The organism is Nocardia sp. NPDC127579 (genome assembly GCF_042672005.1).
GTDB lineage: Bacteria > Actinomycetota > Actinomycetes > Mycobacteriales > Mycobacteriaceae > Nocardia.
Genome location: NZ_JBHXVZ010000001.1, coordinates 1404955 through 1423616 on the forward strand (window position 1 = coordinate 1404955; position 18662 = coordinate 1423616).

Annotated in this window: 21 protein-coding genes and 2 tRNA genes; 6 read left to right on the plus strand and 17 right to left on the minus strand. The window is 66.6% G+C overall.

Translation table 11 applies throughout. The annotated features are described in order from the left end of the window. Window positions 1–67: 67 nt before the first annotated feature. Window positions 68–490, plus strand: a complete 423-nt coding sequence (locus ACFVMC_RS06000; RefSeq protein ID WP_379207270.1) for a CBS domain-containing protein — start codon at window positions 68–70, stop codon at window positions 488–490. Window position 491: 1 nt separating this feature from the next. Here ACFVMC_RS06000 and ACFVMC_RS06005 read toward each other — a convergent pair whose 3' ends face one another. From ACFVMC_RS06005 to ACFVMC_RS06015, 3 genes are all read right to left on the minus strand, one after another. Then, a complete protein-coding gene (locus ACFVMC_RS06005; protein ID WP_379207272.1) occupies window positions 492–938 on the minus strand; it encodes a deaminase in 447 nt (148 codons plus the stop codon). Between the two features lie 181 nt (window positions 939–1119). After that, the gene (locus tag ACFVMC_RS06010) at window positions 1120–1809 is read right to left on the minus strand and encodes a RibD family protein (protein WP_379207274.1); all 690 of its coding nucleotides are present in this window, start codon (window positions 1807–1809) and stop codon (window positions 1120–1122) included. After that, complete coding sequence (locus ACFVMC_RS06015) at window positions 1806–2450, minus strand: aminodeoxychorismate/anthranilate synthase component II (RefSeq protein ID WP_379207276.1); 645 nt, start codon at window positions 2448–2450, stop codon at window positions 1806–1808. Before ACFVMC_RS06015 ends, ACFVMC_RS06010 begins: the two co-directional genes overlap by 4 nt. Window positions 2451–2559: 109 nt before the next feature. Here ACFVMC_RS06015 and crgA point away from each other — a divergent pair, with 109 nt between their 5' ends. Together crgA and ACFVMC_RS06025 are read left to right on the plus strand one after the other, a co-directional pair. Continuing rightward, window positions 2560–2826, plus strand: a complete 267-nt coding sequence (gene crgA / locus ACFVMC_RS06020; protein ID WP_379207278.1) for a cell division protein CrgA — start codon at window positions 2560–2562, stop codon at window positions 2824–2826. Between the two features lie 85 nt (window positions 2827–2911). After that, window positions 2912–3370 (plus strand): PH domain-containing protein, encoded by a 459-nt coding sequence (locus ACFVMC_RS06025; protein ID WP_379207280.1) that lies wholly within the window; start codon window positions 2912–2914, stop codon window positions 3368–3370. Between the two features lie 38 nt (window positions 3371–3408). On the opposite strand, the gene ACFVMC_RS06030 is transcribed toward ACFVMC_RS06025, so the two are convergent. Together ACFVMC_RS06030 and ACFVMC_RS06035 are read right to left on the minus strand one after the other, a co-directional pair. Next, window positions 3409–4299: a rhomboid family intramembrane serine protease gene (locus ACFVMC_RS06030; protein ID WP_379207282.1), complete on the minus strand. Its 891-nt coding sequence runs from the start codon at window positions 4297–4299 to the stop codon at window positions 3409–3411. Between the two features lie 4 nt (window positions 4300–4303). Then, entirely contained in the window at window positions 4304–4831 is a 528-nt protein-coding gene (locus ACFVMC_RS06035) for a peptidylprolyl isomerase (protein ID WP_379207284.1), read from the minus strand. A gap of 121 nt (window positions 4832–4952) precedes the next feature. Here ACFVMC_RS06035 and ACFVMC_RS06040 point away from each other — a divergent pair, with 121 nt between their 5' ends. Continuing rightward, the gene (locus ACFVMC_RS06040; protein ID WP_379207286.1) at window positions 4953–5147 is read left to right on the plus strand and encodes a hypothetical protein; all 195 of its coding nucleotides are present in this window, start codon (window positions 4953–4955) and stop codon (window positions 5145–5147) included. Here ACFVMC_RS06040 and ACFVMC_RS06045 read toward each other — a convergent pair. From ACFVMC_RS06045 to ACFVMC_RS06065, 5 genes are all read right to left on the minus strand, one after another. Continuing rightward, window positions 5137–6012, minus strand: a complete 876-nt coding sequence (locus tag ACFVMC_RS06045; protein ID WP_379207288.1) for an ABC transporter permease — start codon at window positions 6010–6012, stop codon at window positions 5137–5139. The genes ACFVMC_RS06040 and ACFVMC_RS06045 overlap by 11 nt on opposite strands. Continuing rightward, window positions 6009–7001, minus strand: coding sequence for an ATP-binding cassette domain-containing protein (locus tag ACFVMC_RS06050; RefSeq protein ID WP_379207289.1), 993 nt, complete (start codon window positions 6999–7001; stop codon window positions 6009–6011). Before ACFVMC_RS06050 ends, ACFVMC_RS06045 begins: the two co-directional genes overlap by 4 nt. A 728-nt stretch (window positions 7002–7729) precedes the next feature. Continuing rightward, window positions 7730–8644 carry an acyl-CoA dehydrogenase family protein gene (locus tag ACFVMC_RS06055; protein WP_379207291.1) on the minus strand — a complete coding sequence of 305 codons (915 nt, stop codon included), beginning with the start codon at window positions 8642–8644 and terminating at the stop codon, window positions 7730–7732. Then, on the minus strand, window positions 8641–9159 hold the full coding sequence (locus tag ACFVMC_RS06060) for a pyridoxamine 5'-phosphate oxidase family protein (protein WP_379207293.1): 519 nt from the start codon (window positions 9157–9159) through the stop codon (window positions 8641–8643). Before ACFVMC_RS06060 ends, ACFVMC_RS06055 begins: the two co-directional genes overlap by 4 nt. 18 nt (window positions 9160–9177) lie before the next feature. Beyond that, the gene (locus tag ACFVMC_RS06065; protein ID WP_379207294.1) at window positions 9178–9948 is read right to left on the minus strand and encodes an SDR family oxidoreductase; all 771 of its coding nucleotides are present in this window, start codon (window positions 9946–9948) and stop codon (window positions 9178–9180) included. An 86-nt stretch (window positions 9949–10034) separates the two neighbouring features. On the opposite strand from ACFVMC_RS06065, the gene ACFVMC_RS06070 reads away from it, so the two are divergent. After that, complete coding sequence (locus tag ACFVMC_RS06070) at window positions 10035–10460, plus strand: winged helix-turn-helix transcriptional regulator (RefSeq protein WP_379207296.1); 426 nt, start codon at window positions 10035–10037, stop codon at window positions 10458–10460. A gap of 102 nt (window positions 10461–10562) precedes the next feature. After that, window positions 10563–11279, plus strand: a complete 717-nt coding sequence (locus ACFVMC_RS06075) for a YoaK family protein (protein WP_379207298.1) — start codon at window positions 10563–10565, stop codon at window positions 11277–11279. Between the two features lie 211 nt (window positions 11280–11490). Here ACFVMC_RS06075 and ACFVMC_RS06080 read toward each other — a convergent pair. The 7 genes from ACFVMC_RS06080 to ACFVMC_RS06110 all read right to left on the minus strand — a co-directional run bounded on the left by ACFVMC_RS06080 (window position 11491) and on the right by ACFVMC_RS06110 (window position 18599). After that, window positions 11491–11563: transfer RNA gene (locus ACFVMC_RS06080), tRNA-Ala, on the minus strand. An 82-nt stretch (window positions 11564–11645) separates the two neighbouring features. Beyond that, complete coding sequence (locus tag ACFVMC_RS06085) at window positions 11646–11753, minus strand: DLW-39 family protein (RefSeq protein ID WP_379207299.1); 108 nt, start codon at window positions 11751–11753, stop codon at window positions 11646–11648. Window positions 11754–11906: 153 nt separating this feature from the next. Continuing rightward, a tRNA-Ile gene (locus ACFVMC_RS06090) sits at window positions 11907–11980 on the minus strand. Window positions 11981–12099: 119 nt separating this feature from the next. Next, on the minus strand, window positions 12100–13041 hold the full coding sequence (locus ACFVMC_RS06095; protein ID WP_379207301.1) for a DUF3566 domain-containing protein: 942 nt from the start codon (window positions 13039–13041) through the stop codon (window positions 12100–12102). A 39-nt stretch (window positions 13042–13080) separates the two neighbouring features. Next, window positions 13081–15588 (minus strand): DNA gyrase subunit A, encoded by a 2508-nt coding sequence (gene gyrA, locus ACFVMC_RS06100; protein ID WP_379207303.1) that lies wholly within the window; start codon window positions 15586–15588, stop codon window positions 13081–13083. Window positions 15589–15673: 85 nt separating this feature from the next. After that, complete coding sequence (gyrB, locus tag ACFVMC_RS06105) at window positions 15674–17707, minus strand: DNA topoisomerase (ATP-hydrolyzing) subunit B (protein WP_379207305.1); 2034 nt, start codon at window positions 17705–17707, stop codon at window positions 15674–15676. Between the two features lie 319 nt (window positions 17708–18026). Next, entirely contained in the window at window positions 18027–18599 is a 573-nt protein-coding gene (locus ACFVMC_RS06110) for a DUF721 family protein (protein ID WP_379207306.1), read from the minus strand. Window positions 18600–18662 lie beyond the last annotated feature (63 nt).

Below are 18662 nucleotides of genomic sequence, written 5' to 3' on the forward strand. Positions count from 1 at the left end.
CCGTCGAGCAACGAGGCGAGAATGGGGCTGCTCATCCGAATGCGTCTACGCAACTGGAGGTAGCCCCATGACCACCGCCCGCGACATCATGCGTCCCGGCGCGCACTGGATCTCCACCGACGACACCCTCGGCAAGGCGGCCCGGCTCATGGCCGAGCTCGGCGTCGGCTGCCTGATCGTCTCCGATGACAACGAGCGTATGCGCGGCATCATCACCGACCGCGACATCGTTGTGAAATGCATCGCCCAGGGCAAATCGCCGGGCGCCACCAAGGCAGGCGACCTCTGCGAGGCCACGCCCCGCTGGGTGCCCGCCGACGCCGACGTCGAGGAGGTGCTCGACGAGATGGAAGGCCACCGGATCAAGCGGGTTCCGGTCATCGACGACGAGAAGAAGCTCGTCGGCATGATCAGCGAAGCCGACCTGGCCAAGCATCTCGACGACAATCAGCTCGGCGAGTGGGTCAATTCCATCTACGGCCGGCCCTGAGCTAGGACAGGTCGAGGTGCCGGTTCATGGCCATCGCCGCGTCGGCGAGTTCAGCCAGCTCCAGCACCTCGACCCCCGCCTGCCGTAACCGCTCGACCCCCACACAGTTGGTCACGAACGTCGTCGGCTCCCGCCACGCGATGACCACCCGCGGAATGCCCGCGCGCAGAATCCGTTCCGTGCATGGCGCCCGTCCCGCGCTCGCCCGCTGCGAACACGGTTCCAGCGTGCTGTAGATGGTCGCCCGGGCCAGGCGAGGATCGTCGTCACCGAGTTTGTTCAGCGCGGACTCCTCGGCATGCACCTTGTCATCGGTTTCGCGGGAATACCCCGTCGCGATCTCCGCCCCGTCCGCCACGATTACCGCGCCAACAGAGAACGCCGTGGCACTCGGCGGACACTGGCGTGCGAGTTCGATTGCCCTGAGCATGAACTGGTCGTCGTGCATCTGCGGTGGTCCTTGTCCTCGTGCTCGGGCGCGGCAACAGCTTGGCGTCCGCGTTTCCGAAATCCGACTGCGATCTGCCCGACGCGACGCCGAGTCACGCTGATTCTTCCTATCACCCGTCGCGGTGACGCTCAGCTCACCGCCGCAGCCACAGTACGGATGCCGTAGGCCCGCCCTGCCCTCAGCGGGTGTAACGCAGAACGGCCATGTCTCCCACGCGCTCCAGCCCGGTCAGGCGTAGACGGCGGTGCGGTGCACCCGGGAACGCGGCGGGGTCGACGAACCGGGGCGCGGCGGAGTCACCGACCAGGATCGGCGCGACGGACACGTGCAGTTCGTCGGCGAGATCGGCGGCCAGGAATCCAGTGTGGATTCGGGTGCCGCCCTCGACCATCAGTTGACCGATACCGCGTCGGCCGAGATCGTCCAGCAGGGCCTCGAGCTCGACTTCCGGACCGAGGCCGACTACTTCGGCGAGCCCGGCCAGCCGATCACCGAGCCGCGCCGCGCCGTGATCGGTGGTGTAGACCAGCTTGTCGCCGCCGTGCTGCCAGAACCGCCAGGCCGGATCCAGCTCGCCGGTGGCCGTGATCGTCACCTTCAGTGGAAACTCCGGCTTTCCCGCCGCGACCCGCGCGGCGCGGCGCTCGGCACTGTTCACCAGCAATCGCGGATTGTCGCGCCGCAGCGTCTGAGCTCCGACCAGGATGGCGTCGGAATCGGCGCGGACCTGATCGACCCGGTCGAAATCGGCGGCGTCGGAGAGTTTCAGTCGTTCAGGGCCGGCGTCATCGATATAGCCGTCCAGGCTTACCGCGACCGAGAGCACCACCCGCGGGCGCCGGGGACGGGCGGGTGAGCTCGGCGTCACTGCGTCACCAGCGCAGCGACCTCCGATTCGAGCATCTCGACCAGCCCCTCGGCCGGACGGTCACCGCAGACCTCGAGCCAGTTCGCGAGCATGCGGTGCCCGCCCTGGGTGAGTACGGATTCGGGATGGAACTGGACGCCGTGGATCGGCAGCTCGCGGTGGCGCATGGCCATGACGATCCCCGATTCGGTGCGGCCGGTGACCTCGATCTCGGCCGGCAGCGTGTCCTCCGGCACGGTCAGTGAGTGGTAGCGGGTGGCGGTGAACGGGTCGGGCAGCCCGGCCAGCACACCGGTGCCGCTGTGGAAGACCAGCGAGGTCTTGCCGTGCAGCAACTCCGGCGCCCGGGTGACGGTGGCGCCGAACGCCGCACCGATGGCCTGGTGGCCGAGGCACACGCCGAGCAGCGGAGTCGCGAGCCGCGCGCACGCGCGCACCAGCGGGATGCTCGCACCGGCGCGATCGGGCGAGCCGGGGCCCGGGCTGATCAGAATGCCGTCGTACGCGGCGGCAACGGCATCGACATCGGCGAGTTGCGGATCGTCGTTGCGCCAGACCACGGCCTCGGCCCCGAGCTGACCCAGATACTGGACCAGGTTGAAGACGAAGCTGTCGTAGTTGTCGACGACGAGTACGCGCATGCGCACGAGGGTACTGCTTCTTCGGGAGGGTGCCTATTTCAATTCGCAGGTGGGATAGCCTGGTGGCACACTCGCCGGTACTGATCTGCACGCCAAACACGAGGATGTCATGCCCAAGTCGAAGGTCCGTAAGAAGACCGACTACACGATCAATCCCGCCAGCCGGACTCCGGTCAAGGTCAAGGGCGTCGGCCCGTCGCCGATCTGGTACGTAGCGATCATGCTGGGCTTCATGGTGGCCGGGCTGGTCTGGCTGCTGGTCTACTACCTGGCGGCCGAGAAGATCACCTGGATGAACGACCTCAACGCCTGGAACTTCCTGATCGGTTTCGGCCTCATGGTGGTCGGCCTGATCATGACCATGCGCTGGCGCTGATCACAGACATGTCATTAATCCCCAACCTGTGGATAAAGGTGGGGACAACACTGAATCTGAGCTTGAGGATTGGGGTAGCGGCCGCATGGAACCGGAAGCTTCGATTCCACCGCCGACCCTGACCTGGGCCACACCCACACCCACATTGATCGCGGTCACCGTGGGTGGCGTGATTCTCACCGGCGCGGCCGTACTCAGCACCGATGGCGCCAGCCGACTGCTCATCGGGCTTGCCGCCACCGGTCTGCTGGGTCTGGCCCTGCTCGGTTTCCGGCAGCGACCCCGGCTGGCCATCCTGCCCGGCGCGCACCCGCGTCTGGTTGTCCGTTCGGTATTCGGCACCGCCGAGTACACCAGCGAGCAGATCATGCGCGCCCGCATCGTCGGTTACCGCCGACTGGGCCGCAAACTGCCGATGCTCGAGATCGACGTCGACGATGAAGGCTCCGAACGGTTGCTCATCTTCGGCCGCTGGGATCTGGGGACCCGGCCCGAAGACGTGTTCGACACCCTGGTCGAACACGGCCTGGCTCGCCTGGCCTGAACGCCCGACGTTTCACGTGAAGCAAGGCCGCGCCATGCTCAGCCGAGTGTGATCGCACGGGCGGCGATGATCGCCAGGGCGATCAGTCCGATCACGGCAAGGCTGGCCCAGCCGATACTGCGCGCCGCCTCTTGGGTTTTCGCGCCGAGCCGTTCCGGCAGGAACAGCAATCCCAGTGCGGCCAGCGTTCCCGCGACCAGCCCGCCGAGATGCCCCGCGATCGAGATGTGCGGGATGGAGAAGCTGATGAACAGGTTGATGCCGATCAGGATGTACATCTGAGTGGCGTTCTGCCGCAGGCGCAACAGCAGCACGGTGATCGCGCCGAACAGGCCGTACACCGCGCCGGACGCGCCGGCCGTCGCTTCGAGCGGGCCTTGGAAGAGCATGCAGGCGGCCGCGCCGCCGAGCATCGAGACCAGGTACACAGCCAGGAATCGCAGCCTGCCCAGCGGCGGCTCCAGACTGCGGCCGATGACCCACAGCGCGAACATGTTCAGCGCCAGGTGAATCGGACCGTAGTGCAGGAACCCGGAACCGATCACGCGGATCCACTCGCCGTTGGACACCACAGCCGGGACCAGCACCCAGTCGTAGAACAGGCGCGAGGTGAAGAACGTCGTACCGCCCTGGGCGTTGTCGAACAGATCGCGGGATTGGAACGCCGTAATGGCGTACACCACCACGTTCACCAGGATCAGCCCGTAGGTCACGTACGGGACCGTGGATCTTCCGGCCACGGCGCCCGCCACGGTTCTGACCTGACGGGTCTCCTTCTGACCGGCGCGCACACAGTCGACGCAGTGCTGCCCGACCGAGGCGGGCCGCAGACATTCGGGGCAGGCCGGCCGCCCGCAGCGGGTGCACGCCAGTCCGGTGGGGCGGTCAGGGTGGCGAACGCACGTGGGTGCGGACGGCTGCGGGTTCATAGCCTCACTCGATTGTGATCTTGGAGATGACGACCGGCTCCTTCGGGCGGTCGTTGCGATCGGTCGCGGTGGTCGCGATGGCGTCGACCACCTTGCGCGAATCCACGTCGATGACCTCACCGTAGATGGTGTGCTTGCGGTTCAGGTGCGGCTGGGGGCTGACCGTGATGAAGAACTGCGACCCGTTGGTGCCCGGTCCCGCATTGGCCATGGCCAGCAGATAGCCGCGGTCGAAGCGCAATTCCGGGTGGAACTCGTCACCGAATTCGTAGCCGGGCCCGCCGCGACCGGTGCCGGCCGGGTCGCCGCCCTGGATCATGAACCCATCCATCACCCGGTGGAAGACCGCGCCGTCGTAGAACGGACCGGTGCTGCCGCCACTCGCGTTCGGCGTGGTGTACTCCGCCGAACCATCCGCGAGGCCGAGGAAGTTTCGCACTGTCCGAGGCGCGTGATTGCCGAACAACGCGATCTTGATGTCGCCGTGGTTGGTGTGCAGCGTCGCGCTCGCAGTCTGAATCGGTGAGGTCACGACGCCATGCTAGCCGCGCGCGGCGTGCACGCCCCCGAACCAGCGCGCCGACGCGTCGCCCGTCACAGCCCGGCCACCAGCCGTTACTGCGCGAACGTCGCGGTTGTGCCAGAGTGGTCGAATGACCTTGGGGCGCCAACTGGTATCCGCACGTTCTCGTAATCGCCTCGTCGCCGTACTCGCCGTCGGGATGGCCGCCGCCGTGGCGTGGGTGCTGCGTAGCCGTCGGCCGCAGCCGCCCGCGGTGGCCCCGGAGCCACCGCGGATCGGCTACTCGCGCAACGGTTCGCCGCAGCCGGTCTCGCTCAGCGACTGACCGCGCGCTTGTACTGACGCAGCGCCAACGGCACGAAGATCACCAGGATCACCACCACCCACACCAGCGATGTGGTCACCGGATGCCGGATCGGCCAAGCGTCCGAGGGCGGCGGCGCCGCCGGGTTGGTGTTGCCGAACAGATCGCGGGTGGCCTGGGTCAGCGCCGACACCGGATTCCACTCGGCGAACACCCGCAGCACCTTGGGCAGATTCTCCAGCGGCACAAAGGTGTTGGCCAGGAAGGTGAGCGGGAACATCACCATGAAGCTGGCATTGTTGAATACCTCGGGCGCGCGGACCAGCAGGCCGACCACGGCCATGATCCAGGAGATCGCGTACGCGAACAGCAACAGCAGCACATAGGCCAGCACCGCGTCCAGAATCGAGCCGCGGATGCGCCAGCCGACCACATATCCGGTCAGCGACATCACGGCCAGGCTGACCAGGTTGATGACGACATCGCTGATGGTGCGGCCGAACAGCACCGCGGCGGGCGCCATGGGCAGCGACCGGAAGCGGTCGATGATGCCCTTCTGCATGTCCTCGGCCAGACCGGCGCCGGTGAAGGAGGCGCCGAAGACCACGGTCTGGGCGAAGATGCCCGCGATCAGGAATTCGCGGTAGCCGCCCTCGGTGCCGGGCACGGCGATCGCATTGCCGAAGACGTAGGCGAACAGCAGCACGAACATGATCGGCGACAGTGTCGAGAAGATCAGGACGTCGGGTACCCGTTTGATCTTGATGACATTGCGTTTGGCGATGGTCAGGCTGTCGCTGACCAGATACGACAGCCGCTCGCCCAGGCCGGGCCGCTGCGGTTCGGCGAAGGTGGTGGCATCGGAGGTCTTGCGCAGCTCGGTCATCGGACTGTTCCTTCCGACTGGAGTTCCGCGCTGTCGCCGTTGACGTAGTCCTCGGCCTCGTGGCCGGTGAGCGTCAGGAAGACATCATCGAGCGAGGGCCGGCGCAACCCGACATCATTGATGCGGACGTCCTTGGCGCCCAGCAGGCCGATCGCGTCGACCAGCGCCTGCGACCCGTTGCTGACCGGAACGGTGATCCGGCGCAGGCCCGCCTCGATGTGGATCTCGCCGTCCGCCAGACCTTTCAGCGCCTGCTCGGCGATCGCGAGCTCGGCGGGATCGCCGACCGTGAGTTCGATGCGATCGCCGCCGACCAGCGTTTTGAGTTCGTCGGCGGTACCGCGCGCGATCACCCGGCCGTGGTCGATCACCGCGATGGAATCGGCGAGCCGATCGGCCTCCTCCATGTACTGCGTGGTGAGCAGCAGGGTGGTGCCGCCGGCGACCAACTCCTCGATGACGTCCCACAGGTCGAGCCGGGCGCGCGGATCGAGGCCGGTGGTCGGCTCGTCCAGGAACAGCACCGGCGGATTGGCGACCAGCGCGCCCGCGAGATCGAGGCGGCGGCGCATGCCGCCGGAGTAACCCTTGACCGGACGGTCCGCGGCGTCGCTGAGCCGGAAGCGGTCCAGCAGTTCGCGGGCACGGTCTTTACTGCGCTGCACGCCCATGTGGTACAGCCGGCCCACCATCTCGAGGTTCTCGAATCCGGTGAGGTACTCGTCGACCGCGGCATACTGGCCCGATGCCCCGATGCGGGAGCGCAGCGCCTGTGGATTGCGCAGCACGTCGATACCGGCCACGGTGGCGCTGCCCGCGTCCGGGACCAGCAGGGTGGTGAACACGCGGACCGTGGTGGTCTTCCCCGCGCCGTTGGGGCCGAGCAGGGCGGTGACGGTGCCTTCGGGCACCGATAGATCGAGTCCATCGAGGGCGACCAGCTGGCCGTAACGCTTGACCAGACCCTCGGCGACTATTGCGTCGGGCATGACACTCCTGAGTTTCGTATGGTTCGCGAAGCAGGCCGATCGATACCCGAGTCAGTATTGTCCCTGGCAGCGACATTTTCATCCCCCTGCCGGGGTGCGCCGTTCACGCCGGAGACGTCGAAGGCCGCATCCCGATCCAGGCGGTGCTCGGGGGTACCGGAGCGGGATGCGACCACCTCGATCCTCCCGCGCGCGCGGGTCGCGGGGCGTGCGTAGGCCGCTACCCGTTTCCCCGGCGGTCGATACTCGACTATCGAGCGGAACATCTGGTCATGCTCGCACCTGGGTCCGACAGGTACGCGCCCGCCGACATGCCCGACCCGCAAGTGACACGCGACAAATGCGACAGAATCCGGATGAACGCGCCACACCGAATCCCGCTGTGCGACAGACAGCGATCACTCCGCACGATCGATCCGAACCGATGAAGTTCCATTTGATCAGGGCTTCGAAACGTGAAACTTCCTGGAGTACAAGGGTTTTAGCAAACAAGCAGCCGATACCGTACCGGCGCCGACCAACCCGGCAGCCCCGGCCCACGTCCGGCCTGACCACCCCGAGTAGCCCGCCACCTAAAAATCTACGAAAGTGGCGATCCCCACGCGCACACAAACGCAATTCATCGCGTAGGATCATTCACGTCGGCCCCTCCCCCCCGGGCCGACCCTACGCGGGCCTCGGCTAACTCCCCCCCTTCGCCGAGGCCCGCTCCCCATTTCCGGGGGTTGTCACTCGCCTTCCACGCGACGCCAGGCCGCCGCCAAACGCTGCTCCCGCACTCGCCCCGCGACCGCCAGCAGCGCCCGATCCCGCTCCCAGCGCTCCCGCGTCTCCGGCTGCACCTGCTCCCACAGCACGGCCGAGTTCGCCAGCAGCCGATCGAGTTCCGCGAAAACCCCGCCGAGCGCGATGTGCGTACCCGGCGACCCCGGCCGGCTCAGGTCCAGGCCGCGCACCATCGCCACCGCCGCCAGCAAGCGCTGCGACACCTCCCGCGGCCACGCCGCCAGTCGGCCCACCCGCACCAGCCAGCCGAGCGTCGCCGCCAGCACATGCACGTCCTCGACGGTCCGGAACGGCTTCAGGAAGTCGGTATAGCCATCACCCGGCAGCAGGGTCGCCGCCGCATCCTCGAAAATGACTGTGGCATGCGGGATCTCCGGCGCCATCGACAGCGGCGGCCGGTTGGTCACCCGCACCCCGGGCTGATCGGCCTCGACCAGCGCCGCCCGCAGGCATGGGCGGCCATCGACCACATCGCCGGTGGCCGCGATCACCACCAGCCGCTGTGCGCGCTCCCCCATCGTCGTGAAGGTCTTGGTGCCGCACACCACCCAGCCCTCGCCACGCGGCGCCAGCACCGTCCGGATCGCCGCAGGATGCGCGCCGCCCTCCTCGGTCGCCGACACCGCCAGCATATCCACGCCCGCCAGCTCCGGCAGCAGGTGCCGCAGCGCCTCCTGATACCCCGACAGGAACGCGAATCCCAGCCGATCGGCCGCGAATCCGCCCGCCACCGCACGATCGACCGAGCGATCGAACGACCCCGTGACCGCCACGTGCCGGGCCCACGCCTGATCGAGATCAGCGGGCGCGGGCGCGGTAATCGGTTCGGTCAGCACGAACTCCAGCACATCGTTCACTCCTGCACGGTAACCCGCGCTGCCGTCACCGCCGGGCGCTGAACCGGAGTCCAGATCCGGCTGCGCAGATCGCGTCCTCGAATCACCTGGATCCGATACGGCTCCAGCCGCATCACATGCAGCGTCGGATCCGCGGGCGAACTCCAGAACTGCCCGAGCGGATATCCGGCTCCGGGTGGACTGGTCCGCGCGTACAGCCGCCAGACCCGCTCACGCACTGCCATATCGTCGTCCCACGCAGCGGCGGCGTCGATCGCCACCGAATCGTTGCGCCGATCCCAGTACGAGAAGCTCACATGCGGATTCCGCGCGATATGCGCCGCCTTGACCGGCGTCCGATAGGTGGCCAGCCAGCCCACCGGCTGTCCGTCCACGTTCTCCCAGATCGGGATCAGTACCCGTGTGCGTGGCCGATTCTTCCCGTCCACCGTCACCATGGTGGCGTAGACGATGCGCCCCACATAGGCATCGAACTCCGACTCCAGCTCCCCGAACTCCGCGACTTTCGCGCTCATGATCGTTGCCTTCCGTGCTCACGCGGCGTCGGCGTGCCCGCCGAGGCCCTGTCCCCAGCCGCCGTCCACCGGCAGCTCGATTCCCGTGGTGAAGGTGGCCTCGAACGCCAGGAACAGCGCCGCCCGGGCCACCTCGGCCACGGTTCCGTTGCGCCGCAACGGAGTACTCTGTTCGCCCTGTTTCAGGAAGTCGGCACGCTCGGCCGCGGTCAGTCCCACGACGCCCATCGTCGGCGTCTCGATGAACCCCGGCGCCACCGAATTCACTCGGATGCGACGCGGCAGCAGCTCCGCCGCCAGCACCTGCGCGATGGCGCGCAGCGCTTCTTTGGATCCGGAATACGAACTCAGCCCGGGGAAGATCACATCGTTGGCGACGGTGGTGAACACGATCGAACCGTGGTCGGCAAGCAGCGGCGCCAAGCGCCGCACTGTGAACAACGCGCCTTTGGTGTTGATCGCGAACTGCCGGTCGAAGGACTCCTCGGTCAGCTCCGCCAGGGTCTGGAACTCCGCGGTGCCGTGATTGACGAACAGCGCGTCCACCGCGCCGAGCCGGCGCTGCACCTCCGCTCCCAGCGCCTCGATCTCGGTCAGGCTCGCCGCGTCCGACCGCAGCACGTGTGCCGGCCGTCCTGCCAGCTCCGCTCGAGCCTGCTCCAGTGTCCGCTCATTGCGGCCGGTGAGTACCACCTCCGCGCCGCCATCGAGCAGCGCCTGGGCGATGGCCAGCCCCATGCCATGCGTGCCACCGGTGACCACGGCCTTCTTGCCCGCGTAAACGTTCACGACGAAAGGTCCTTCCGAGATAGTTCTCTTCGAGTAGGTCGGTTACTTCTTGTAACTGACGCCATCATGCGTCACTATTGGTGACCATGGAAGAAGGCACTTTCGAGTCACTCGGTTACTGCGCGGATACCGGCGACTACCCGGCGCGTCAGTGGGACACGCGGGCCGACTGCGAGGTGCGCCAGATCCTGGACCGGATCGCGGACAAGTGGTCACTGCTGGCGATCGCGCTGCTGGCCGGGCGGGTCATGCGGTTCACCGAACTGCGGCGGGAGATCGACGGCATCAGCCAGCGCATGCTCACCCGCACGCTCCGGCACCTGGAGCGCGACGGGCTGGTGCGCCGCACCGTGCACCCGGTGGTGCCGCCCCGGGTCGACTACGAACTCACCCCGCTCGGCGCGAGCCTGCACGAAACCATTCAGGCCCTGGTGGATTGGACCGAATCCCATCAGCGCGAGATCGCTCACGCGCGCGACAGCTACGACCGCGCCGAGGCGGCCGCGGTCTGAGCTCCCGGCGAACTGCCGGAAACCCGCGGCTCGGCTGCCGCGATTCGCGTCTCCGATAGGCCAGACTTGGGCATTGCCCAACGCCTGGGAGGAGCCTGACCTGTGAAGCAGCCGGATCCGGCGCGCAAACGGGCCCTGTTCGACGCTGAAGCCAGGATCTCCTGGGTGCTGGCCGCGCTGGCCGGTCTGATCGGCGCGGCGGCGTTCATGCATACCGCCGGCTACTTCGTCACCTTCATGACCGGCAATACCGAACGAGCCATCCTCGGCCATTTCCACGACGAGCGCGATATGGCGGTCGCCGCGGCCGCGCTGCTGGCGTCGTTCCTGTCCGGCGTCATCGTCGCCTCCTGGTGCCGCCGGCATTTCTGGACAAGCCACCCGCACGGGCCGACCCTGCTCACCACCGTCAGCCTCGCCGTGGCCGCGTTCACTGATCTGTACCTGGTCGCGCACGACGACGACGGCAGCCGGATCGCGTTCGTGCCAATCCTTTTCGTCGCGTTCGGCGTCGGCGCCCTGAACACCTCGTTCGTCAAGGACGGTGAGGTCTCGATTCCGCTCAGCTACGTCACCGGCACCGTGGTGAAACTCGGCCAAGGCATCGAACGCCACATCGGCGGCGGCGACTACGCCGACTGGCTCGGCTACTTCCTGCTGTACACCGCGTTCGCCCTGGGTTCATTCCTCGGCGGCCTACTCAGCCTCGCGGTCCCCGGCTGGGCCATGCTGATCACAGCGTTCGCGGTCTGCCTGATAACCACCGGCTACACCTACCTACACCTGGACCGCCACGGCCCCCTGACCGAATCCCCCTGACCCCCACCCACCGATAACCCCACCGCAGCCCACCGACTACCACAGCCCACCGACCACCGCAGCCCACCGACTACCGTCTCCCCTGACGCACCCCGTCCGCCGGGGGTCCGGGGGCTCGCCCCCGGCTGGGGTTTGGGGGCTCGGCCCCCAAAAGAAATCGCGAAACAAAGTAAGGCGAGCGCTCTACGCGAGCACTCGCCTCCCAACTTTGTGGAGCCTAGGGGAATCGAACCCCTAACCCCTGCCTTGCAAAGGCAGTGCTCTGCCAATTGAGCTAAGGCCCCTTACCGCTCGAAACGGTACCTGGCTGGTAATTGCCGAGTCAAACACGAGCGGAGCCGGGGCCCACCAGCTGAGCAACCTCACTCAGCGGTTGGTGACTTCCTGCCACATGTCATTGTCGTCACGCTTACGCAGCTTGCTGATCCCGACGAGCACAGCCACCGCAATACCAACGGTAAGAAGAAGTTTCATGCCCCCACCCTACTCGCCCGCAACACCGACAAGGGGGGTCCGGGGGGCGAAGCCCCGCCGGGTGGGGTTTGGGGGCTCCGCCCCCAAGAAACTCGAGTGAAACGAAAAAGGCTCATGCTCTCCATGAGCATGAGCCACCTATGAGTGAAACGGTGGGCCTAGGAGGACTTGAACCTCCGACCTCTTCGTTATCAGCGAAGCGCTCTAACCGCCTGAGCTATAGGCCCGTATCGACCCTTGTGGTGTATCACCCGAGCCGAGGACAAAGATTACCCGACGCACCCGAATGAACCAAAACGGCTGGTCAGAGGCCGATGCCGGGCTGGCACCGGCCTCTGGAACCGGTTTAGTCGGGGTCGGCCAGGGTGACCTGGATACCGCCGACCAGATCGCAGCACTGGTTGTAGATGAAGGTGCCGACGGTGCCGAGCGCGGTGAACAGCACCACGTTGATCAGGCCGATCACACCGGCGTAGCCGAAGACTGTGCCGGCATCGATCAGCCCCATCGACCCGCTGTCCTGCGACACCATGTCGGTGAAGGTGTTGTTCAGCCGCTCCCACACGCCCATGCCCTCGAGCACGATGTAGAGCAGGCCGACCGCCAGCATCCACACGAAGAACAGGGCGACGCTGATCACCAGCGAGATCTTCAGCGTCGACCAGGGGTCGATCCGGCGAATCTGGACGGTGGCGCGCAGTGGCTCCCCCGCGGCGGCGGCCGCCACCGCGACCGGCGCGGCGGGCGACACCGGGTGGTACTGCGGCAGCGAATGGGATTCCTGCGGCGGCAGCGGATGCCGGATATCGGACAGGTCGGGCATGTCCTTGATCAGTTCCGGCCGCGCGATGCTGCGCGTAGGTCCGTCGATACCAACGGATTTCACCATCGCCGCTTCCTTGCGCGCGGCTTTGGCGGCCAGGTCGGCGGTGGTCCGGGCATTGGTCACACCGCCGCCGTTCAGGCCGCCCGAGGGACGGCCGGTGACCGGTGACTGCCCAGGCCGGTACAGGTTGGACTGCGGTTCGCGCTGCGGAAGCTGCGACCAGCCCTCCTGATACTGCGCCTGGCCGCCGCCCGGTTCCGGTTGCGCGTCGCGCCCTTCGGCGCCGGAATGCTCCGGCGCCGAGGACGTGAATTCGCTGTGCTGCTCCGGATTTTCGTTCGACCCGTCGGCCGAACTGACCGGCCGTGATGTCGGCCGCGGCGGAATCGGGGACGGTGCGATTCGTTCGGTCACACCGTTGGTGTGCTGCCGCTCGTCATTCGGCTGATTCGGAGTGGTCAATGGGAATCCTCAGATCCGTTCGTTGCCGCCGCTGGTGGTTTACTCGGAACCGGCGCTGTCGTCACCGGCGACCTGATCGGGTTCGTCGGCGTTGCGCGCGATAGCAAGCAACGTATCCCCATCTGCGAGGTTCATCAATCGCACGCCCTTGGTCTGTCGTCCAGCCTTACGAACCTGCTTAGCCGCCGTCCGGATTACGCCGCCCCCGGACGTGATCGCATACAACTCATCCTCGTCGTCGACGATGAGCGCACCGACCAGGGTGCCACGCTTGGCGTCGAACTGGATAGTCAATACACCTTTACCGCCGCGGCCCTGTGCGGTGTACTCCTCGATCGCGGTGCGCTTGGAGTAGCCGCCCGAGGTCGCCACCAGCAGATAGGTGTCGGGGCGAACCACATTGAGCGACAACAGTTCATCGTCGGCGTTGAACCGCATGCCCTGCACACCGGAGGTGGCGCGGCCCATCGGGCGCAGCGCCTCGTCGGTGGCGGAGAAGCGGATCGACTGGCCGTGCGCCGACACCAGCAGCAGATCGTCCTCGGCGGCACACAGCACTGCGCCGACCAGTTCGTCGGAGTCGCGCAGGTTCACCGCGACGATGCCGCCGCTGCGGTTGGAGTCGAAATCGGTCAGCTTGGACTTCTTCACCAGGCCGTTCTTGGTGGCCAACACCAGGTACGGCGCGTCCTCGTAACCCTGGATACGGATGATCTGGGCGATCTTCTCATCGGGCTGGAAGGCAAGCAGATTCGCCACGTGCTGGCCGCGCGCGGTGCGGCTCGCCTCGGGCAGCTCGTAGGCCTTGGCCCGGTACACCCGGCCCTTGTTGGTGAAGAACAGCAGCCAGTCGTGCGTACTGGTGATGAAAAAGTGCTTGACGATGTCGTCCTGCTTGAGACCCGCGCCCTGCACGCCCTTGCCGCCCCGCTTCTGCGAGCGGTAGAGGTCGGTCTTGGTGCGCTTGGCGTAGCCCGTCTCCGTCACGGTGACGACCACGTCCTCGCGGGCGATCAGATCCTCGTCGGCGACATCGCCGTCGGCCGCCACGATCCGGGTGCGGCGCTCGTCGCCGAACTTCTCGACGATCTCGCGCAGCTCGTCGCGCACGATGGCGCGCTGCCGCTCGGGCTTTTCCAGAATGTCCTTCAGATCGGCGATCTCGGCTTCGATCTTCGCCAATTCGTCGATGATCTTCTGCCGCTCCAGGGCCGACAGGCGGCGCAGCTGCATGTCGAGAATGGCGGTGGCCTGGATCTCGTCGATGTCGAGCAGCTGCATCAGGCCGGTGCGCGCGGTGTCGGTGTTGGCCGAACGCCGGATCAGGGCGATGACCTCGTCGAGCGCGTCCAGGGCCTTGACCAGGCCGCGCAGGATGTGGGCCCGCTCCTCGGCCTTGCGCAGCAGGAAGCGGGTGCGCCGGACGATGACGTCCAACTGGTGATCGACGTAGAGCCGGATCATCTGGTCCAGGCGCAGCGTGCGCGGCACGCCGTCGACAATGGACAGCATGTTGGCGCCGAAGCTGGTCTGCAGCTGGGTGTGCTTGTAGAGGTTGTTCAGCACCACCTTGGCGACGGCGTCCCGCTTGACGGTCACCACGATGCGCATGCCGGCGCGGTCGGAGGACTCGTCGTGGATATCCGAGATACCCGCGATCTTGCCGTCCTTCACCTGCTCGGCGATCGAGTTGATGAAGTTGTCGGTGTTCACCTGGAACGGCAGCTCGGTGATCACGATGGTGGTGCGACCGCGGCTGTCCTCTTCGATCTCGACCACGCCGCGCATGCGGATGGAGCCGCGACCGGTGCGGTAGGCGTCCTGGATGCCCTGGCCGCCGACGATCAAGCCGTAGGTCGGGAAGTCCGGGCCCTTGACCCGTTCCATGCACGCCTCGAGCGTGGTTTCCTCGTCCGCCTCGTAGTTCTCCAGCGCCCAGTAGACGGCCTCGGCGAGCTCGTTCAGATTGTGCGGCGGGATATTGGTCGCCATGCCGACCGCGATGCCGTTGGAACCGTTCATCAACAGGTTCGGCACCCGGCTGGGGAGCACCGTCGGTTCCTGCGAGCGGCCGTCGTAGTTGGGTGCGAAATCGACCGTCTCGTGGTCGATTTCGCGCAGCATCTCCATGGCCAGCGGCGTCAGGCGGCACTCGGTGTAGCGCATGGCGGCCGCGCCGTCGTTGCCGCGGGAACCGAAGTTGCCCTGGCCGTCGACCAGCGGGTAGCGCAGCGACCACGGCTGCGCCATGCGCACCAGGGTGTCGTAGATCGACGCGTCGCCGTGCGGGTGGTAGTTACCCATGGTCTCGGCGACCGGACGAGCGGACTTCACGTAGCCGCGGTCCGGACGGTAGCCGTTGTCGTACATCGCGTAGAGCACGCGCCGGTGCACCGGCTTGAGGCCGTCGCGCACATCGGGCAGCGCGCGGCCCACGATCACGCTCATCGCGTAATCGATGTAGCTGCTCTGCATCTCGTTCTGGATGTCGACCGGTTCGATCCGGTCACCGGCCCCGCCGTTGGGCGGCAGCGTGGTCTCAGTCATGAAGTGATCTCCGTAGGAAGTTGTGCGCGGCAGCGGTTCCAGGCGGGACTAAGGGGAATCGAACCCCTTACCCCCACCGAGCCACTTACACGTCGAGGAAGCGGACATCCTTGGCATTGCGGGTGATGAAGCTGCGGCGCGCCTCGACGTCCTCACCCATCAGGATGGAGAACAGCTCGTCGGCGGCGGCGGCGTCATCGAGGGTGACCTGACGCAGCACCCGCACCGAGGGATCCATGGTGGTCTCCCACAGTTCCTTGGCGTTCATCTCGCCCAGACCCTTGTAGCGCTGGACGCCGTCGTCCTTGTTGATCTTCTTGCCGGCCGAGAGCCCGGCCTCGAGCAGCACGTCGCGCTCGCGGTCGGAATAGGCGAACTCGGGATCGGCGCGCTGCCACTTGAGCTTGTACAGCGGCGGCTGCGCGAGGTAGACGTGACCGTGCTCGACCAGCGGGCGCATGAAGCGGAACAGCAGGGTGAGCAGCAGCGTCGAGATGTGCTGGCCGTCGATGTCGGCGTCGGCCATCAGCACGATCTTGTGATAACGCAGCTTGGCGATATCGAACTCGTCGTGGATACCGGTGCCGAACGCGGTGATGATCGACTGCACCTCGTTGTTCTTCAGGACACGGTCGATGCGGGCCTTCTCGACATTGATGATCTTGCCGCGCAGCGGGAGGATCGCCTGGTACATCGAGTCGCGGCCGGATTTGGCCGAGCCGCCGGCGGAGTCACCCTCCACGATGTAGATCTCGGACTTGATCGGATCCTTGGACCGGCAGTCGGCCAGCTTGCCCGGCAGCCCGCCCAGGTCGGTGGCCGACTTACGGCGCACCAGCTCGCGCGCCTTACGCGCCGCGACCCGGGCCTGCGCGGACGAAACCGCCTTGTTCACAATGGTCTTCGCGTCGGCCGGGTTGGCCTCGAACCAGTGCGTGAGGTGCTCGTTGCAGGTCTTCTGCACGAACGACTTGACCTCGGTGTTGCCCAGCTTGGTCTTGGTCTGGCCCTCGAACTGCGGCTCACCGACCTTGACACTCACAATGGCGGCCAGGCCCTCCCGGATGTCGTCACCGGTGAGGTTGCCGTCCTTGTCCTTGATGAGCTTCTTGTCCTTGGCGTACTTGTTGACCACGGTGGTCAGCGCCGCGCGGAAGCCCTCTTCGTGCGTACCACCTTCGTGGGTGTTGATGGTGTTGGCGAAGGTGTGCACCGACTCGGAGTAGCCGGAGTTCCATTGCATCGCGACCTCGAGCTCGTGGCCCTGGCCCTTGCCGGTGAACGCCACGATCGAGTTGTGGATGGACTGCTTGGTCCGGTTGATGTGCTTGACGAAATCCTCGAGCCCGCCCGGGTAGTGGTAGACGCGCGACTTCACCTTCGGCGCGGCGGGCGCGGTCTCCTCGTCGGCGTGCTTGGGCGCCTCGGCGGTCTCACTGACCACCTCGTCGGTGACATCGCTCTCCGAGACCCGCTCGTCGGTCAGGGTGATGGTGAGTCCCTTGTTCAGGAACGCCATCTCCTGAAGGCGGCGCGCGACCGTCTCGAAGTTGTAGGTGGTGGTTTCGAAGATTTCCGGATCCGCCCAGAAGCGGATGGTGGTGCCGGTGCGCTTGGTCGCCTCACCCTTGACCAGCTGGCCGGGCTTGGCGTCCTTGTAGATCTGGGTCCAGTGGAAACCGGCGTTGTCGATCTCGGCCTCGAGCCGGCTCGACAGCGCGTTGACCACGGAGATGCCGACACCGTGCAGACCACCGGACACCGCGTAGGAGTCGGAGTCGAACTTGCCGCCCGCGTGCAGCTGGGTCATGACCACCTCGATGGTGGGGATGCCCTGCGCGTGCATGCCGGTGGGAATGCCGCGGCCGTCGTCGACCACCTCGACACCGCCGTCGGCGAGCAGTTTGACGTCGACGCGGGTGGCGTGGCCGGCCATCGCCTCGTCGACCGAGTTGTCGACGACTTCCCAGATCAGATGGTGTAGACCGCGCTCACCAGTGGAGCCGATGTACATGCCGGGGCGCTTGCGAACCGCCTCGAGGCCTTCGAGGACCGTAATGGAGGAAGCGTCGTAATCACCGGATGTTGCTTTGGTCGAGCCCGATTCGTTGGCAGCCACTGGTCGGTAGCTCTCCTTACTTGCTGATCCTCTGGACAGCGGCCGGACAATACACGTGAAACCCCGTAAAATGGACTGGTCGAAATCAGGGGTCCGAGAGCGTGCCGATCCGAACGCGCCGAAGGTTCGCCGCTAGTTACTCCACCATCCTACTGGTAGACCCGAGCCACAGTGCACCTAACACACCCCTCACAGCTTCGTGGCTCAAAGAAATCGACTCCAGATGTGTCCCGTCGGCCATCCGCCGGTTTGCTCCGCGTCTCCGGGCACCTAGGGCGCACTAGTTACTTGCCCGGAATTAGCGTCGCGGGCACCGGGCCTACCCGTAGGTGTCCCGTGGACCGCGACCGCGGATATGGCGCTCGCCCTTACGCCAGCTCGGCGCGGCCGGACCGGTGATCTTCAGCTGCGTGACCACGCCGTTCCCGACCGCGGCGGCGATCTTGGCCAGGATCTGGCTCTGCAACATGCGCAGCTGGGTGGCCCAGGCGGTGGACTCGGCGGCGATGGACAGCACGCCATCGGTGAGCGACACGGGATTCGCGTGCGCGGCGATGTCCTCCCCGACCACCGTCGGCCACTGGCCGAACACCATGCCCTCGGCCACCTTCGCCGACCAGCCGCGGCTCTTCGCCAGCGCGCCCGCGAGTTTGAACAGGGGCTGTGGATCACGGCCGTCCGGGCCCGGGCCCGACCAGCCGGACCGCCGGCGAGCGCCGGCGCGCAATCCCCGCTTGGGCGAGGCGCGGCCCTGACCGACGGATTTACCGCTGGCGCGCGCGGCGGCCCGAGCCTCCTCCAGCGCGCGCCGGGCCAGGTCGATGCCGCGCAGCTCCGGTTGCTCTCCGGGTGGCCCCGCATCGGCGCCCCGCTGTTCCGATTGATCGGTCATCGCCTGCTCCGTTCACCCTGCCGCGGGGGTTGTCCCCAGTTTTCCCAAGTTGTCCCCAGGCGC

What these genes read in the sequence shown, in the direction of transcription:
- ACFVMC_RS06000 (WP_379207270.1), top strand. Translation starts at nt 68, where the DNA reads ATGACCACCGCCCGCGACATCATGCGTCCCGGCGCGCACTGGATCTCC.
- ACFVMC_RS06005 (WP_379207272.1), bottom strand. Translation starts at nt 938, where the DNA reads ATGCACGACGACCAGTTCATGCTCAGGGCAATCGAACTCGCACGCCAG.
- ACFVMC_RS06015 (WP_379207276.1), bottom strand. Translation starts at nt 2,450, where the DNA reads ATGCGCGTACTCGTCGTCGACAACTACGACAGCTTCGTCTTCAACCTG.
- crgA (WP_379207278.1), top strand. Translation starts at nt 2,560, where the DNA reads ATGCCCAAGTCGAAGGTCCGTAAGAAGACCGACTACACGATCAATCCC.
- ACFVMC_RS06025 (WP_379207280.1), top strand. Translation starts at nt 2,912, where the DNA reads ATGGAACCGGAAGCTTCGATTCCACCGCCGACCCTGACCTGGGCCACA.
- ACFVMC_RS06030 (WP_379207282.1), bottom strand. Translation starts at nt 4,299, where the DNA reads ATGAACCCGCAGCCGTCCGCACCCACGTGCGTTCGCCACCCTGACCGC.
- ACFVMC_RS06040 (WP_379207286.1), top strand. Translation starts at nt 4,953, where the DNA reads ATGACCTTGGGGCGCCAACTGGTATCCGCACGTTCTCGTAATCGCCTC.
- ACFVMC_RS06045 (WP_379207288.1), bottom strand. Translation starts at nt 6,012, where the DNA reads ATGACCGAGCTGCGCAAGACCTCCGATGCCACCACCTTCGCCGAACCG.
- ACFVMC_RS06050 (WP_379207289.1), bottom strand. Translation starts at nt 7,001, where the DNA reads ATGCCCGACGCAATAGTCGCCGAGGGTCTGGTCAAGCGTTACGGCCAG.
- ACFVMC_RS06060 (WP_379207293.1), bottom strand. Translation starts at nt 9,159, where the DNA reads ATGAGCGCGAAAGTCGCGGAGTTCGGGGAGCTGGAGTCGGAGTTCGAT.
- ACFVMC_RS06070 (WP_379207296.1), top strand. Translation starts at nt 10,035, where the DNA reads ATGGAAGAAGGCACTTTCGAGTCACTCGGTTACTGCGCGGATACCGGC.
- ACFVMC_RS06085 (WP_379207299.1), bottom strand. Translation starts at nt 11,753, where the DNA reads ATGAAACTTCTTCTTACCGTTGGTATTGCGGTGGCTGTGCTCGTCGGG.
- gyrA (WP_379207303.1), bottom strand. Translation starts at nt 15,588, where the DNA reads ATGACTGAGACCACGCTGCCGCCCAACGGCGGGGCCGGTGACCGGATC.
- ACFVMC_RS06110 (WP_379207306.1), bottom strand. Translation starts at nt 18,599, where the DNA reads ATGACCGATCAATCGGAACAGCGGGGCGCCGATGCGGGGCCACCCGGA.